The sequence below is a fragment of the Novosphingobium sp. UBA1939 genome, assembly GCF_002336885.1.
GTDB lineage: Bacteria > Pseudomonadota > Alphaproteobacteria > Sphingomonadales > Sphingomonadaceae > Novosphingobium.
Genome location: NZ_DDFB01000011.1, coordinates 21853 through 37403 on the forward strand (window position 1 = coordinate 21853; position 15551 = coordinate 37403).

Consider the following 15551-nt stretch of genomic DNA (forward strand, 5'->3'; position numbering starts at 1 on the left):
ATGGGGTGGGGTCAGGCGTGGTGCGAAGGTGTGCGCAACGGCGTGCGCATCAGCAGCACGCACAGCACCACGGCCCCGATCGCCAGCGCTTCCACCACGATCCACGCCAGCCAGTGCGAATGGTTGTAGAGCCACACCCCGATCGCCGGCGCGACGATATAGGCCGAACCGTTGACCGCCGCGACGATCCCCGCCGCCTGCCCCTGTTCGGCGCGGCCAACGGCCAGGCTCGCGCCCGAGGTGAAGCCGGGCCGGAACAGGCCGAAACCCAGCGAGCAGATCGCGAAGCCGACGGTGATGGTGTGCAGGTCCAGCCCGGTCGCCAGCGGCACGGTGCCGATGCAGCACAGCCCCATGCCCCACAGCGTGGACGCGCGCGGCCCCAGGCGCAGCATCGGGATCAGCCCCCATTGCGCCAGCAGTGTGGCGATCGCGCCGCACATCAGCACCAGCCCGATCGATCCGGCGGCGGCGTCCGGCTGGTGGCGCAGGCCCAGCCGGTCGAGCAGGAGAAAGCCGATCACGCCGAGCAGGATCGACTGCGCGTGGCCGCCCAGCACGCCGGCGGCAAGCCAGCCGCGCAGGCGCGGGTCGCTCCAGCGCAGCCGGTCGCCGCCCGCGTGCTGTGGCTCGGCCTCGGGCAGTTCCTCGGGCGATCCGTCGGGATGATCTTCCACCATGCGGGGATTGGACGAGGCGCTGAACGGCGCCGCCATGACTTCACCGCGCCCGGCGAAGCGCGGATCGTCATCGGGCAGGCGCAGCCGCAGCGTGACCAGCACGAGCAGGGCGAACACCGAAAAGGCCGCGAAAGGACCGATCAGGCCCAGGCCGGGAACGATCAGCAGCGGCGCCAGCGCCGGCCCCAGCACCGTGCCCAGGCCGAAGCTCGATGCCACCAGCGACAGCGCCTGCGTGCGCTCTTCCGGGCCGGTGCGGCTAGCGACGTAGGCCTGCACCGCCGGCGGGGAGGCCGATCCGAACATGCCGTAGAGCGAACGGGCGGCGGCGAAGATCAGGATGGTGGCGGTGCCGCCGAACACGCCGTGCAGGCCGGCGAACAGCGTCAGCCCGCACAGCGAGAACGACAGCGCGAAGGCCGCCATGCCCAGCGCCATCATCGCCTTGCGGCCGCGTCGGTCCGAGCGGCGCGCCCAGTAGGGCGCCATCAGCATCCACAGCAGCGCGGACCAGGAATAGGCGAGGCTGACCCACACGTCGGCGATGCCCAGGTGCGTGCCGATCGACGGCATCACCGATTGCATCGCGGTGTTGCCCGCCGCGGTGACCAGCATGACCGCGAACAGCAGCGCCATGCGTTCCGGCGGCAAGTGGTCTTTCTCGTGCATCGCGTCTCCGCTCCCTCGCCCTCTTGGCCTCCGACCCGGCCCCAGGCCCGATTCCGGCCATTTTTGCGCCCCAGCGACCGGTGTTTTCCCCCGATCTCGCCGTATCTGGTTCGTTCGTTTGCGGTAAGGTGCTTGTCGCGCCCTTGCAATGACAAGACAAATTTGCGACGCGCGGCTTACAGGCCAGTTCAGGAAAAGGGACCCCGCCTCAATATGACTTCCACGCAGGCAGCGCGCGAGCCCCTGTTGCAGAGGGCGAAGCGCAAGGCGGAACGGTTGCTCGGCCCCTTCGGCATCTTCTTCAAGGGCTTTCTCAAGCATCCCGTGATGGTGGGCGCGATCGTGCCGTCGTCGGGGCGCACGATCAGCCGTGTGCTGTCGAAGGTCGACTGGGACGAATGCCGCCTGTTCGTGGAATATGGCCCCGGCGTGGGCACGTTCTGCCGCCCGGTGCTGGAGCGGCTGCGCCGCGACGGGCGCCTGATCGTGATCGACACGAATCCCGATTTCATCGAATACCTGTCGAAGACCATCGGCGACAGCCGGTTCATCGCGATCAACGGCTCGGCTGCCGATGTGGAGGATATCGTCCGCGCCCACGGTTTCGAAAATGCCGATTACGTGCTTTCGGGCCTGCCGTTCTCGACGCTGCCCGAAGGCGTCGGACCCGCGATCATGGCCGCGACGCAGCGCGTGCTGCGCCCCGGCGGCGCATTCCTGGTCTATCAGTACACGGCGCGCGCGCGGGATCTGATGGGGCGCTATTTCCGCCGTATCGACAAGGGCTTCGAGCTGTGGAACGTGCCGCCCTGCGTGATTTCGTGGGGCTGGAAGGAATAACTACTCGAACGTCGCGATGATTTCCGGTCCGGTCGGGCCGGACAGCAGATGATGCATCGCGGCCAGCATCGCTGTCAGATAGACCATAGCCCCCGACGTGATCGCGCTGGATACGGCCGCACCCAGCGCGCGCTGCAGCTCGCCGCCCGTGGTCAGCACCAGCACCACGCCCACCAGCATCATGATCAGGCCATAGATCACGAAGAACACCAGGCCCGCCAGCGTCAGGAACACCCCGATGCGCGCGGTGTTGCCGCGCGTGAGCGCCCAGCTCCGGCGAATCGCGGCCACGGGATTGCGCAGGTTCTCGGTGGCGATGACGGGCGCGATCAGCATCACCCGCAGTCCGCAATAGACCATGACCGCGAAGATCATCAGCACGGCGGCGGCGGCCAGAGCCTGGATGCCGGTCAGCGACATCAGCGAAACGAACAGCACGAACGCCCCGCCCAGAGTCAGCCCGATCAGGAGCTGGGCCAGGAGATAGGGACCGGTCATGACGAAGCCGCGCCGGATTGCCTGCGCCACGGTCGGCCGGTCGTGCGCGGTCATCACCACCAGCACGGTCAGCGTGCCGGTGATCTGCAGCACGGACACCAGCAGCAGGAAGGGCATGGCCCGGCCATAGGCATCGCCCAGCAGCGTCATCATCTCGCGCGGGGGGAGTCCTGCGGGAATCTGCGGTTCGGGCACCAGGATGGCGAAGGCCAGCGTCGGCAGCAGGAAGAACACTCCGGCGATGGCGGCAAGCACGTCGCGGTTGGCGGAGACCAGCCGGGTGGCCAATGCCCACGCGGCGCTGCTGTCCAGTCTGATCACGATGCGTCCCTTTCGATGGACGCTCTCCGTAAGCCGCGCGGACAAATTCCACAATGCCGCGGTTTCCCTGCAAACAGGTCCGGCGCGTATGCCCGCTCGAAGGCGTTTGGCACTTGCCAGAGCGTCCTGCCGGGGCCACCTGACGCACCATGAACGGCTTGCAGGATATCGAAGTGCGCGTGGAGAGCGCGCCTGTGCCCTATCGCGTGGCGCTGGAGGCAATGGCGGCGCGCAACGCCGCGATCGCCGAAGGCACGGCGTCGGAACTGATCTGGCTGCTGGAGCATCCGCCGGTCTATACCGCCGGCACCAGCGCCGATCCTGCGGAACTGCTCGATCCGCGGTTCGAAGTGGTCGAGGCCGGGCGGGGCGGGCGCTATACCTACCACGGGCCGGGGCAGCGCGTGGGCTATATCCTGCTCGACCTGCGCAAGCGCGCGCGCGACGTGCGCGGGTTCGTCCATGCCGTCGAAGGCTGGGTGATCGATACGCTGGCCGATTTCGGCGTGGCCGGCCGCCGCGCCGAAGGACGCATCGGCATATGGGTGGACGGGCCGGAGCGGAATGGCCTGCCCGGCGGCGAAGCCAAGATCGGCGCGATTGGCGTGCGCATCCGCCGCTGGGTGACGATGCATGGCTTTTCCGTCAATCTATCCCCCGATCTCGCGCATTTCGGCGGCATCGTGCCTTGCGGGATCGAGGAATTCGGCGTCACCAGCATGAAGGATCTGGGGCTGGAGGTTGCGCCGGAGGCATGGGATCGGGCATTGCTCGCCCGCGCCGGAGACTTCCTTGCCCGGCTTGACGTGCCATGCCCGCCGGAGACCGCCCGATGAAGCGCAGAGTACCGACCATTTCCGTAGCCCTGGCACTGGTTGCCTGCGCCACGCTGGCGGGGTGCGGCAAGAAGGCGGGGAACGACAACGGCAAGGCCCAGGCCGCGGGGGGCGAAGTGCTGCCCGGCACGGTCAGCGACGCGATGATCGATCTCGACCGGTCGCAGGCCGAAGCGCCGCTTCAGGCCCCGAAGCCCGGCGAGGCGGCCAAGGCCGGCGCTGCCGCGCCGGTGGCGGATGCGAGCGCGGCCGCGGATGAGTCTGTCCCCGATGCGGCACCGGGCGTGCCGACTCCTGCGGCCGGGGCCACGGCGCCCGCGCCAAAGCCTGCCGCCTCCGCCACGCCCAAGCCGGCCAGTACGGCGAAACCGGCGGTCAAGCCGACCCCGAAGCCTTCGCCCAAGCCGTCACCAACCCGCTCCGGCGCAAACTGACCGGAAACGCAACGGTCAGGCAATGCCCAGCAGCTGCCGCGCCTGTTTGAGGTGCGGCTGGTCGATCATCCGCCCGTCGATCTGCAGCGTTCCCGCACCGGGATTGGCGGCGAAGGCGTCGACGATGGCGCGGGCGTGGGCCAGTTCCGCGTCGGTGGGCGCGAAGGCGGCGTTGATTACCGGCACCTGCGCCGGGTGAATCGCCAGCATTCCCGCGAAGCCGTCTGCCCGCGCGGTTTCGGCGGCGGTGCGCAGGCCGGCTTCGTCGCGGAAATCGGCATGCAGCGTATCGACCGGCCAGACCTCCAGCGCATGCGCGGCAAGTAGCGTCTGCGCCCGCACGAAGCGGAAGGTATCGGTCCAGCGGCCGGCGGCATCGCGCTTGCGCGTGGCGCCGAGCACCGCGGAAAGGTCTTCCGCGCCCCAGGTCAACCCGGCAAGGCGCGGCAGCGATTGCCCGACATAAGCGGGAATGGTCAGCGCGGCGCCGGCGGTCTCGCTCACCAGCGGCAGCAGGCGCGTGGAACCGGGGGCAAGGCCGTGGCGCTGCTCCAGCGCATCGAGTTCGGCGGAGACCAGCCGGACCTGGTCCGGTCCTTCGGTCTTGGGCAGCACGATGCCATCGGGCGCGCCGGCCATGATCGCGGCCAGGTCTTCGCGCCACAGGCCGGTATCGATGGCGTTGATCCGCAGCCACCGCGCCTGGCGGGTGCCGGCATGTCCGGGGTCGGCGGCGCGGCGCGCTTCCAGCCAGCCGCGCGCTACCTCGCGCGCGGCGGTCTTGGCGGCGGGCGCGACCGCGTCCTCCAGATCGACGATGATCGCGTGCGCCCCCGTTTCAGGCGCCTTGGACAGCTTCTTCTCGCTGTCGCCGGGCACGAACAGCCAGGAACGGGGGGGCATCGCTTTCTCCTGTCAGACGGTTTCCCGCGCCGTCTGCTGCGCCAGCGTGGGGTAGTCAATATAACCTTCGGGACCGGGGAAGTACCAGCTACGCGGCGCGTTGACGTTGGGCGCCAGTTCCGCGCCGATGCGGAAGCGTTCGACCAGATCGGGGTTGGAGATGAACGGCCGGCCAAAGCTGACCGCGTCGCACCGGCCCGAAGCGATGTCGGCGGCGGCCTGCTCGGCGGTATAGTCGCTGTTCAGCACCAGCGGGCCGGTGAACAGGCTGCGGATCAGTGCGTCCTGCTGGGGCACGTCGGTGGAGCCGAACGTGCCGTTCGGGCCGGGCTGGCGCAGTTCGAGGAAGCCAAGGCCCAGCGCCTCGATCGTGCGCGCCGCCTCGCTGAAGATCGCGGCCGGATTGCTGTCGTCCACGCCCTGCGTATCGCCGTTGGGCGAAAGCCGGATCGACACGCGGCCCTTGCCCCAGACCGCGATCAGCCGTTCCAGCACTTCGCGCATCAGCCGCACGCGGTTTTCGGGCGAACCGCCGTAATCGTCGTCGCGCAGGTTGGCCTTGTCGCGCAGGAACTGGTCGATCAGGTAGCCGTTGGCGCCGTGAAGCTGCACGCCGTCAAAGCCGGCGCGCTTCGCGTTTTCCGCGGCGTGGCCGTAATCGTCGACGATGCGCGGCAGTTCGTCCAGCCGCAGCGGGCGGGCGACCACGAAATCCTTGGTGCCGGAGGGCGTGTGGGCGTGGCCCGGCGCGCGCGTGGCGGAGGAGGAGACCGGCAGTTCGCCGTCGAGGAAATCGGGGTGGACGATGCGGCCCATGTGCCAGAGCTGGCAGACGATGCGGCCGCCGGCGGCGTGGACCGCTTCGGTCACCGGCTTCCAGCCTTCGACCTGCGCGTCGGTCCAGATGCCCGGTGCGCTGGGCCAGCCCAGTCCCTCGCGGCTGATCCCGGTCGCCTCGCTGATGATCAGCCCGGCGCCTGCGCGCTGGCGGTAGTATTCGGCCATCATCGCGTTGGGCACGAAGCCGGGATCGGCGCGGCCGCGCGTCAGCGGGGCCATCAGGATGCGGTTCGGCGCCTCGATGGCACCGAGGCTGATCGGCTGGAACAGGGAATCAGGCATGGACAGGACATCTCCGGAATGGGAAGGAAGCCAATAAAGGGGCCTCCGTTTCCTTTTGCAACTTAATTGGGCTTTAACGACCCCCATGAAAACTTCCCGGCCCCGCAATCACCGGCCCGAAGCCGGGGAGCAGACCAGCCCGAAGCCGCTGCACTATGCCGCGCTCCTGCTGGGCAACGTCGCCCTGGCGCTGGGGCCGCTGTTCGTGCGCGTGGCGGATTCGGGGGCGGTTTCGGCCGGCTTCTGGCGCCTGTTCCTGGCGTTGCCGCTGCTGGCCCTGTTCGCGCGGTGGAATCGCCAGCCGCTGTTCGGCTACAGCCGCCGCGAACTGGGACTGGTGACGATCGCGGGCGTCTTCTTCGCGCTCGATCTGGCCAGCTGGCACATCGGGATCGAGCGCACGCGATTGGGCAATGCCACGCTGTTCGGCAATTCGGGCAGCGTGATTCTGATGATCTGGGGCCTTGTGGCGATCCGCCGGCGCCCCCGCGTGATCGAGGTACTGGCCGTGGTCATGGCCACGGTGGGCGCGGTGGTGCTGTTGGGCCGGTCGCTGGAGATCGGCGCGCGCACGCTGGCGGGCGACCTGTTCTGCATCGTCGCCGGCCTGCTCTATGTGGTCTATATCCTGGTGATCCAGCAGGCGCGGGGCCGGTTCGGCAGCTGGTCGCTGCTGTTCCTGTCCAGCCTTGCCGGAAGCCCGGTGGTGGCGGGCATTGCCCTGGCGATGGGCGAGCCGTTCTGGCCGCACGACTGGGGACCGCTGATCGGCCTGATGCTGGCCAGCCAGATCGTGGGGCAGGGCCTGCTCGTCTATGCGCTGCGCCATTTCCCGCCGCTGGTGGTGGGGCTGGCGCTGCTGACGCAGCCGATCGTTTCGGTGCTGGTCGGCTGGCTGGCGTTCCACGAAGTGCTGTCCGGGCCGGACGCGCTGGGCATGGCGCTGGTCGGCGCCGCGCTGGTGCTGGCCCGGCTGGCGGATCGCTAGGCCCGCCGCCTCAGGCGCTCAGGCCCGCCCCAGATCGCCCTTGCCCACCGTCCCGGCCGCCATGTCGAGCATCGCGTCGAGGCTCTTCTTGGCGGCAAGGCGCAGGTCTTCCTCGATCTCGATGCGCGGCGTCAGGTCGCGCAGCGCGAGATAGAGCTTCTCCAGCGTGTTGAGCGCCATGTAGGGGCAGATGTTGCAGTTGCAGTTGCCGTCCGCCCCGGGCGCGCCGATGAAGGTCTTGCCCGGCATCGCCAGTTCCATCTGGTGGATGATGTGCGGCTCGGTCGCCACGATCAGCGTGTCGCCGGTCATCGCCTTGGCGTAATTCAGGATGCCGCTGGTCGATCCGACATAGTCGGCATGGTCCACGATGTGCGGCGGGCATTCCGGATGCGCGGCAATCGGCGCGCCGGGGTGCTGCGCCTTCAGCTTGAGCAGCTCGGTCTCGCTGAACGCCTCGTGGACGATGCAAACCCCCGGCCACAGCAGCATGTCGCGCCCGAACTTGCGGTTGAGATAGCCGCCCAGATGCCGGTCCGGGCCGAAGATGATCTTCTGTTCGGGCGGGATCTTCGACAGGATCGTTTCCGCGCTGGACGAGGTGACGATCACGTCCGACAGCGCCTTCACCTCGGTCGAACAGTTGATGTAGGTCAGCGCGATGTGATCGGGATGCGCCTCGCGGAAGGCCTTGAACTTGTCGGGCGGGCACGAATCCTCAAGGCTGCACCCGGCGTCGAGATCGGGCAGGACCACGATCTTTTGGGGCGAGAGAATCTTCGCCGTATCGGCCATGAACTTCACGCCGCAGAACGCGATCACGTCCGCGTCGGTTGCCGCCGCCTTGCGCGAAAGCTCCAGCGAATCGCCGACGAAATCGGCCAGATCCTGGATTTCCGGCCGCTGGTAATAGTGCGCGAGGATGACGGCGTTGCGCTCCTTGCGCAGGCGGTCGATCTCGGCGCGCAGGTCGAGGCCGGACAGGTTGGTGGGCTGGGCGGTCATCGGCGTGGGTTCCCTTTCGCGGCCGGTAGGAAGGCGCCCGGCCCGCGCAGGGGACTTAGGCGGCGTACCCGCCCGCCGCAATACCCTCCGCCCAGCCGACGAACGGCGCGAAGCCCGCCAGCGCCATGATCGCCAGGTGGACCGCGACCAGCGCGGCGGCGCTCCACCACGTTGCCGGATGGACCTTGCCCAGAACCTTGCGGTCATGCCGGGCGAGAATGGCCAGCACGCCCAGTTGCACTGAAAGTTCGGCCCAGGGGGCGAAACCGCCGAGCAGTGGCATGGGCAGGATGCGGCCGATTCCCGGCTCCATCACGATAACCGTGGCGCCCAGCATCAGCCGCCGGTGCCAGTCCGTGCGCCGGCGCAGCGCGATCGCCGCCGCGAACAGGCCCACGAACGTGAAGACTTCGCCGAGGCTGAGTGCCAGCATGTAGGCATTGGTGAAGAACGGCGGAACGCGGTGCAGTTCCACCGCCTTGACCACGGTGAGCGGCCCCAGCACCGCGATCGCGCCGACCAGCAGCAGGCTGGACCAGCCCAGGCGGCGATGCAGCGCGGCGTTGCCGCCCGCCGCCAGCAGGTTCTGCGTGACCATCAGGCCCAGCCAGCCGACCATGGCCGCGCCGTGCAGGTGGACCCAGAGCGGTACGCGTGCCGGCTGCACGAAGCCGCGCGCGAACCATTGCAGGAAGCCGAACACGACCAGCGCGGCGATGCCTGCCGCCATGCGGACGAAGAACGCCTGATCGGCGCGATAGGGAAGGGGGCGGGATTCAGAAAGAGACGGGAACGCGGTAGCCATCGGGGATCTCCGATCAGTCCAGGCGCGTCCCGATATTATAAGGGTGCGCGCGGACCAATGACGCCCGTCACCCCGGATTCGGTTCTCCGTCGAAAAGTACCACGACCTTGACTTCACCGTAACCGGCAACCTGCAACGGAATAGCCAGATTCTGCCGGATGGCTTCTTTCGCCGCGCCCCGCGCCAGGTTCATCAGCACCGGGTTGCCGGCCTGTTCCACCGCGATCTGTTCGGCCAGCCGGGTGTTGTCGCGCGTCAGCTTGTCCTGCGCGTCGCGCGTGATCCACACTCCTTCGCGCAGGTATTGCGCGCGCGCCTCGTCGAGGTTGGGGCGGCTGACGGTAAGCGGCGGCAGGCGCACCGACAGCGTCTTGTTCGCGGCGTCCCACTTCATCCGGTCGCGCCCCACCTGATCCAGCGCGATCGTATAGTCGACGCGCGCCGGAATCACCGCGACCTGTTTCGATTTCACCAGCCCGAACAGCCGCGCGTCGTCGCTCGATACCACGGGCGCGAGCTGCGCGCTGAACACGGTAAGCTTGTCCTGCTTCTCGAACGCGATCAGCGAGGTGGCGAGCGGATCGCCGATGTCCGCCGGGCGGAACTGCCGCCACGCCAGCCAGGCCGCGATGACCGTGACCACCAGAAACAGCAGCCAGGGCAGGGCGGAAACACGCGCCAGCGCCGGTGCGCGCGGCGAAGACGCAGTCAGGGGCTGTGCGCCGCTTCCGGAGACGGTCGGTCGGTCGGTGGTCAGGAAAGGCTCGTCCATACGTCCCCCGAACGCGCGACACGGCCTTGCCGTTCCAGATCGATCAGATGCGCCAGCACCGAACGGCCGGCGGCGCCGTGCAGCCGCGGGTCGAGCCCCTTGTACATCGCGGCGACCATGCCCTCGATCGTCCTCGGCGCGCTTTCCAGCAGGGTCACGATCTGGCGTTCGCGCTGGCGGCGATGCCCCAGCATGCCGCGCACGAACTGGCGCGGGTTGGTGATGGCGGGGCCATGCGCGGGATAATAGACCCGGTCTTCGCGGTCGTGCAGCTTCTGCAGGCTGGCCATGTAGGCGGCCATGTCGCCGTCGGGCGGCGAGACGACCGAGGTCGACCAGCCCATCACGTGATCGCCGGTGAACAGCGCGCCGCTTTCGCGCAGGGCATAGCACAGGTGGTTGCTGGTGTGCCCTGGCGTAGCGACCGCTTGCAGCGTCCAGCCCGTGCCGGACAGCGTTTCGCCGTCCTCCAGCACCCGGTCGGGGCGATAGGTCGGATCGAAGGCCGCGTCCGCGCGCGGCCCCGTGTCCTCGATCACCAGCGGCGCGCAGCCGATCACCGGTGCTCCGGTCGCGGCGCGCAGAGGATGGGCGGCCGGGCTGTGATCGCGGTGGGTGTGCGTGCACAGGATCGCGACAAGACGCGCGTCGCCGATCGCGGACAGAATGGCCTCGACATGGCCATCGCCCTTCGTGTCGGCGTGGCCCGCGACGCCGGTACCGTTGGGACCCGGATCGATCACCGCCACCTCATCGCCGGCGCCGATGATGTAGGTCCCGGTGCCGGTGAAGGTGTAGGGGGAGGGATTGGGCGCCAGCACGCGCCGCACCAGTGGTTCAAGCGTTTCGGCCACGCCCGTGTTCCACGTGGAACTGTCGGCCAGATCGACGGCCGGATTGGCGGGCGCGCCCTGCTTTTCGGTACTGTTCATCCCCAAGCTATGGGGATTGCCGGACGGGGGCGCAACCTTTCGCGGGCGTCAGCCGGCGGTTCCGGCGAACCGTTCGTCCAGGCGTTCCCGCAGGCGGTCGATGACGCTGACGTTCTGCCCGCCCCCATTCCGCCCGTCCTCGCTCCGCCATGCCCGTTCGAGCCGGGTAATCCGCTCGTACAGCCGCTCGCTTTCATGGACCAGCAGGCGCGCGTCGGCGGGCAGCATGTCCAGCGCGGCCGGATCACTGGCGGGATAGTTGGCGATCAGCCGGCCGTGACGGCGCAGTTGCAGCTCGGAAAGCTCGCCCGCGAAATAGGCGCGATGGTTGAGCAGCCAGGCAAGGCAATGCATCACGCGCGTGGTCGTGCGCAGCGCCTCGCAGGAAAACTGCACGCGCAGCAACTCGTCCTCCGTGGCCGAGGCATCGTTGCGCAGCCTTTCGAAGCGTTCGCGCAGCACATCGGCGAGGACGAGGGCCTCGCTGTAGAGCGCTTCGACGATGCGCGGGTGAATGCTGGGCATGAGCGGCATGAAGCCCGCATAATCCGCCGCGCCGGCACTCGCCAACAGGGCCTTGGCGAAGGACCTGTTCAAAGATGGTTCTGTGTCGTTCCGGTACAGGCGCGCGAACGGGAGCGGCACCGCTCCCCCGGCGCAGGGCATTGTTTTTCAGGCTATAATGTCGGGGATCAGGTAGTCTTCGAGAATTGCGATCTGATCGCGCAGCAACAATTTGCGCTTCTTCAGCCGGGCGATCTGCAACTGGTCGCGCACGCCGGCGTTGGTCAGCGCATCGATCGCCGCGTCAAGATCGCGGTGTTCCAGACGCAACGCTTCCAGCCGCTTGCGCATTTCCTCTTCGGTCACGCCCTAACACTCCGTGGCGCGGCGGGTGGTTCCTTTCCCGCGACGTACGGTCGATCCCGTATTCGCAGCATCCCGGCGCGGATTAACTTGCAAGATACGGGGAATGTGAAAGCATGACAACGCAGCCGCCGCAGAGTCGGCGATTGTATCACCGGCGGGGTGTCCCGCGGGACACGACAAAAGCGGGAAACGCCCGCCAGCAGGAAGCCACGTGCGGGGATAGGCCCCGCAAGGAGGACAAACGCATGGAAACGTCGCATATCAGCGCATTGCGGACGAAACACGCCGGTCTGGAACGCCAGATCGAGCAGGAAATGGCCCGTCCGGTGCCTGACGATACCCTCCTGCAGGACCTCAAGAGGCGAAAGTTGCGGATCAAGGAAGAGATCGCGCAAATCCACTGACGCCAAGCGCCGGCCGCCCTCGAAAGGGGCGGCCTTTCGCTTGGAGGAGCGGCAGACGCCCGCTCCCTTTTCCCGTCGCATACGAATTATGCTAAACCGGCGGCGGTCGGCGTTTCCAAACCGGCCGTGCTGCGCTAGGCCATGGCCATGCAGTCCGCCGTTGCCGCCGCCCGCGCTATCCTGACATCGCTTCACGAGGTCATGGCCTCGCGCGCCGGCGCGCAGGCCAAACTCAACCAGGTTGTCGAAGTCATCGGCGAAAGCCTGAACAGCGAGGTCTGTTCGATCTACCTCCTGCGCGAAGGGATGCTCGAACTGTTCGCCACGCGCGGGCTGAACCAGTCGGCCGTCCACGTCACCCGGCTGGCGGTGGGCGAAGGTCTGGTCGGCACGATCGCGGAACGGTCGGAGACGCTGAACCTTGCCGAGGCGGCATCCCATCCGGACTTCGCCTTCCGCCCCGAAACGGGCGAGGAGAAGTTCCATTCCTTCGCCGGCGTGCCGATCGTGCGGCGTGAACGGGCGGTGGGGGTGCTGGGTGTCCAGCACGTCGACCCGCGCCGGTACGAGGAAGTCGAGATCGAGGCCCTGCAGACCGTGGCCATGGTGCTGTCGGAACTGATCGCCAATGCCGAACTGATCGACGAGGAGGAAACGCTGGGCGTGCCCGCGCACCTCACCGGTCCGGAACGGCTCAAGGGGCTGACGCTGGTCAAGGGGCTGGGCGCGGGCATGGCGGTGTTCCACCAGCCGCGCGTGACCATCGAACATATCGTCGCCGAGGATATCGAGGCCGAGCGCCAGCGCGTCTATCTGGCGTTCGACAAGATGCGCGAACAGATCGAGCGCATGGCCCAGCAGGCCGAATTCGGCGTGGGCGGAGAGCACGAGGAAGTGCTCGAGACCTACAAGATGTTCGCCTACGACGAAGGCTGGAGCCGCCGCATCAACGAGGCGATCGATTCCGGCCTGACCGCCGAAGCCGCGATCGAGCGCGTGCAGCAGCGCACCCGGATGCGGATGCGCCAGATCGACGACGCGCTGCTGGCGGACCGGATGCACGATCTGGAGGATCTGTCCAACCGGTTGCTGCGCATCGTGTCGGGCCAGCTGGGTACGGCGGCGTCGCACGGGTTGCGCGGGGACACGATCCTGATCGCGCGCAATCTCGGCCCCGCCGAACTGCTGGAATACGACCGGCGGCGCCTGAAGGGCGTGATCCTGGAGGAAGGCTCGCTCACCGCGCACGTGGTGATCGTGGCGCGGGCGATGGGCGTTCCGGTGATCGGCCGGGTGCGGGGCATGCGCGGCATGGTGCGCGAAGGCGATCCGCTGCTGCTCGATGCCGACCAGGGCGTGATCGACGTGCGGCCCACGCCGGCGATGGTCGAGGCGTTCGAGGGGCGCTTCGCCCGCAACCGCGAGCGCCAGCAGGCCTACGCCGCGATGCGCGATCTGGAGCCGGTGACGCGCGATGGCCGGCGGATCACGGTGATGATCAACGCCGGCCTGCGCGATGACACGCCGATGCTCAGCCTGACCGGGGCCGATGGCATCGGTCTGTTCCGCACCGAATTCCAGTTCCTCGTTTCCGCCACACTCCCCGCGCGCGAACGGCAGACGCGGCTCTACCGCGATGTGCTGGACGCGGCCGGCGATCGCCCGGTGGTGTTCCGCACGGTCGATATCGGCGGTGACAAGGTGCTGCCCTATCTGCGCCACAACGATGGCGAGAGCGAGGAAAACCCGGCGATGGGCTGGCGCGCGCTGCGCGTCGCGCTGGAGCGGGACGGGCTGCTCAAGGTCCAGGCGCGCGCGCTGCTGGAAGCGGCGGCAGGGCGCACGCTCAACGTCATGTTCCCGATGGTCACCGAACCGTGGGAGTTCGACGCGGCCAAGGCGGTGTTCGATGGCCAGATCGCCTTCCTGCGCCGGCAGAAGAAGGTGGTTCCCGAAGCGGTGCGCTATGGCGCGATGCTGGAAGTGCCGGCGCTGGCCGAATGCCTGGACGTGCTGGCGCCGCGGCTGGCGTTCCTGTCGATCGGCACCAACGATCTCACGCAGTTCCTGTTCGCCGCGGACCGCGCCAATCCCAAGCTGGCCGAACGCTATGACTGGCTGAGCCCGGCGATCCTGCGCTTCCTGCGCCGCGTGGTCACCACCGTCGCGCCGCATGGCACGCTGGTGACCGTGTGCGGCGAAATGGGCGGCCGGCGGCTGGAAGCGCTGGCCCTCCTGGGCCTTGGCATCGACCGGCTCTCGATCACGCCGGCGGCGGTCGGCCCGATCAAGGAACTGGTCCGCCAGATCGATACCAGCGAGATCCGCGCCGCGATGGACGGCTGGCTGGCCGCGCCGCCGCCGTCGATGCGCGCCGCGCTGCAGGAATGGGCCGCCGCGCGGGGAATCGATTGCGAATAGAACTGGACCGGAGGGATTCGTCTCCAGAACCGCCGCAATGTGGCGCAAAACCGTTGACTTTCGCGCAATTGCAACGAAGCCCTGCGCATTGGGATAACCCTGCATAAATTTGGGAGTCGCACCGTGGCCGAAGCCGACGGTAACGAATTTGTCGCCACGGATGCCGAAGCGAATGCCGCCTCATCGAGGGCGGGGGAAACCGTGCCCGGCGGCATGGCGGGCAATTTGCCTGGCAATATGGCTGTCGGCGCTCGGCTGCGCGCGGCGCGCGAGGCCGCCGGGCTGAGCGTCGCCGATCTTTCCACGCGCACGCGGATTACCACGCGCCATATCGAATCGCTGGAAGCCGGCGATTACGCGGCCCTGTCCGGCCGTCCCTATGCCCTGGGCTTCGCGCGCAGCTACGCCCGCGCCGTGGGGCTGGACGACAAGACGATCCTGGCCGACCTGCGCGCCGAACTGGACCGGCAGGAACCGGCCGCTCCCCCGCGCGAAATTCACCAGTTCGAGGTGGGCGATCCGGCCAAGACTCCGTCGCGCCTGCTGAGCTGGCTGGCCGGCGTTCTGGTGCTGATCGTGATCGCGCTGGGGCTGGTGTTCTGGCGCAGTTCGTACTGGCCCGCGGCGGAATTGCCGCCGCTGGTCGGGCCGTCTCCCGAAGCTTCGGCGGTTGCGCCGGCGCCGACCGCCCCGGCAGCGGCCGCGCCCGCGGCCTCCGGGCCGGTCGTGTTCACCGCGCTGGACGATGGCATCTGGGTCAAGTTCTACGATGGTGCGGGCGTGCAGCTTTTGCAGAAGCAGCTGGCCAAGGGCGAAAGCTGGACCATTCCTGCCGGAGTGCAGGAGCCCAGACTGTGGACCGCGCGGCCCGACGCGCTGGCGATTACGGTGGGCGGGAAACCGGTACCCCGCATCGCCGATACGCAACGCATCGTGAAGGACGTGCCGGTTTCCGCCGCCGCGCTGCTGGCCCGCGCCGCGCCGCCTCCGCCGGCCGCGCAACAGGTTCAGGCCTCAGCATCGCCGCCGCGCCCTGCGGCGGGCAATGGCC

At 68.3% G+C, this 15551-nt stretch carries 17 protein-coding genes; 7 read left to right on the plus strand and 10 right to left on the minus strand.

What is annotated here, in order from left to right; genetic code table 11:
* Positions 1-11 precede the first annotated feature (11 nt).
* A complete protein-coding gene (locus B3547_RS01855) occupies positions 12-1349 on the minus strand; it encodes an MFS transporter (RefSeq protein WP_223806731.1) in 1338 nt (445 codons plus the stop codon).
* A gap of 213 nt (positions 1350-1562) precedes the next feature.
* Between B3547_RS01855 and B3547_RS01860 the strand changes: the two genes are divergently transcribed.
* Positions 1563-2189 (plus strand): class I SAM-dependent methyltransferase, encoded by a 627-nt coding sequence (locus B3547_RS01860; RefSeq protein WP_124810351.1) that lies wholly within the window; start codon positions 1563-1565, stop codon positions 2187-2189.
* Here the strand turns inward: B3547_RS01860 and B3547_RS01865 are convergent, their stop codons facing one another.
* Positions 2190-3008, minus strand: a complete 819-nt coding sequence (locus B3547_RS01865; RefSeq protein ID WP_124810350.1) for a hypothetical protein — start codon at positions 3006-3008, stop codon at positions 2190-2192.
* 149 nt (positions 3009-3157) lie between these two features.
* Between B3547_RS01865 and lipB the strand changes: the two genes are divergently transcribed.
* Complete coding sequence (gene lipB, locus B3547_RS01870) at positions 3158-3844, plus strand: lipoyl(octanoyl) transferase LipB (RefSeq protein WP_124810349.1); 687 nt, start codon at positions 3158-3160, stop codon at positions 3842-3844.
* A complete protein-coding gene (locus B3547_RS01875) occupies positions 3841-4278 on the plus strand; it encodes a hypothetical protein (protein WP_292959750.1) in 438 nt (145 codons plus the stop codon). The genes lipB and B3547_RS01875 overlap by 4 nt, the downstream gene beginning before the upstream one ends.
* 15 nt (positions 4279-4293) lie before the next feature.
* On the opposite strand, the gene B3547_RS01880 is transcribed toward B3547_RS01875, so the two are convergent.
* Both B3547_RS01880 and B3547_RS01885 read right to left on the minus strand, forming a co-directional pair.
* A complete protein-coding gene (locus B3547_RS01880; RefSeq protein WP_292959751.1) occupies positions 4294-5181 on the minus strand; it encodes an HpcH/HpaI aldolase/citrate lyase family protein in 888 nt (295 codons plus the stop codon).
* Between the two features lie 12 nt (positions 5182-5193).
* Positions 5194-6303, minus strand: a complete 1110-nt coding sequence (locus B3547_RS01885) for an alkene reductase (protein ID WP_292959752.1) — start codon at positions 6301-6303, stop codon at positions 5194-5196.
* 85 nt (positions 6304-6388) lie between these two features.
* Between B3547_RS01885 and B3547_RS01890 the strand changes: the two genes are divergently transcribed.
* Positions 6389-7291, plus strand: a complete 903-nt coding sequence (locus tag B3547_RS01890) for a DMT family transporter (protein ID WP_124810345.1) — start codon at positions 6389-6391, stop codon at positions 7289-7291.
* Between the two features lie 18 nt (positions 7292-7309).
* On the opposite strand, the gene nadA is transcribed toward B3547_RS01890, so the two are convergent.
* The 6 genes from nadA to B3547_RS01920 all read right to left on the minus strand — a co-directional run bounded on the left by nadA (position 7310) and on the right by B3547_RS01920 (position 11675).
* A complete protein-coding gene (gene nadA / locus B3547_RS01895) occupies positions 7310-8296 on the minus strand; it encodes a quinolinate synthase NadA (RefSeq protein WP_125954236.1) in 987 nt (328 codons plus the stop codon).
* A 55-nt stretch (positions 8297-8351) separates the two neighbouring features.
* A complete protein-coding gene (locus tag B3547_RS01900; protein WP_194918989.1) occupies positions 8352-9101 on the minus strand; it encodes an adenylate cyclase in 750 nt (249 codons plus the stop codon).
* 67 nt (positions 9102-9168) lie between these two features.
* Positions 9169-9873, minus strand: coding sequence for a DUF4230 domain-containing protein (locus B3547_RS01905; RefSeq protein ID WP_292959755.1), 705 nt, complete (start codon positions 9871-9873; stop codon positions 9169-9171).
* Positions 9855-10805 carry an MBL fold metallo-hydrolase gene (locus B3547_RS01910; RefSeq protein WP_292959756.1) on the minus strand — a complete coding sequence of 317 codons (951 nt, stop codon included), beginning with the start codon at positions 10803-10805 and terminating at the stop codon, positions 9855-9857. The genes B3547_RS01905 and B3547_RS01910 overlap by 19 nt, the downstream gene beginning before the upstream one ends.
* A gap of 48 nt (positions 10806-10853) precedes the next feature.
* On the minus strand, positions 10854-11402 hold the full coding sequence (locus B3547_RS01915) for a DUF1465 family protein (RefSeq protein ID WP_233497406.1): 549 nt from the start codon (positions 11400-11402) through the stop codon (positions 10854-10856).
* Between the two features lie 75 nt (positions 11403-11477).
* Entirely contained in the window at positions 11478-11675 is a 198-nt protein-coding gene (locus B3547_RS01920) for a YdcH family protein (protein WP_124810340.1), read from the minus strand.
* A 245-nt stretch (positions 11676-11920) separates the two neighbouring features.
* Here B3547_RS01920 and B3547_RS01925 point away from each other — a divergent pair, with 245 nt between their 5' ends.
* The 3 genes from B3547_RS01925 to B3547_RS01935 all read left to right on the plus strand — a co-directional run.
* Positions 11921-12079 carry a YdcH family protein gene (locus tag B3547_RS01925; RefSeq protein ID WP_124810339.1) on the plus strand — a complete coding sequence of 53 codons (159 nt, stop codon included), beginning with the start codon at positions 11921-11923 and terminating at the stop codon, positions 12077-12079.
* Between the two features lie 141 nt (positions 12080-12220).
* Positions 12221-14500, plus strand: a complete 2280-nt coding sequence (gene ptsP / locus B3547_RS01930) for a phosphoenolpyruvate--protein phosphotransferase (RefSeq protein WP_124810338.1) — start codon at positions 12221-12223, stop codon at positions 14498-14500.
* 123 nt (positions 14501-14623) lie between these two features.
* Positions 14624-15551 (plus strand): helix-turn-helix domain-containing protein (locus B3547_RS01935; RefSeq protein WP_292959757.1); only part of this gene is annotated, 928 nt, incomplete at its 3' end.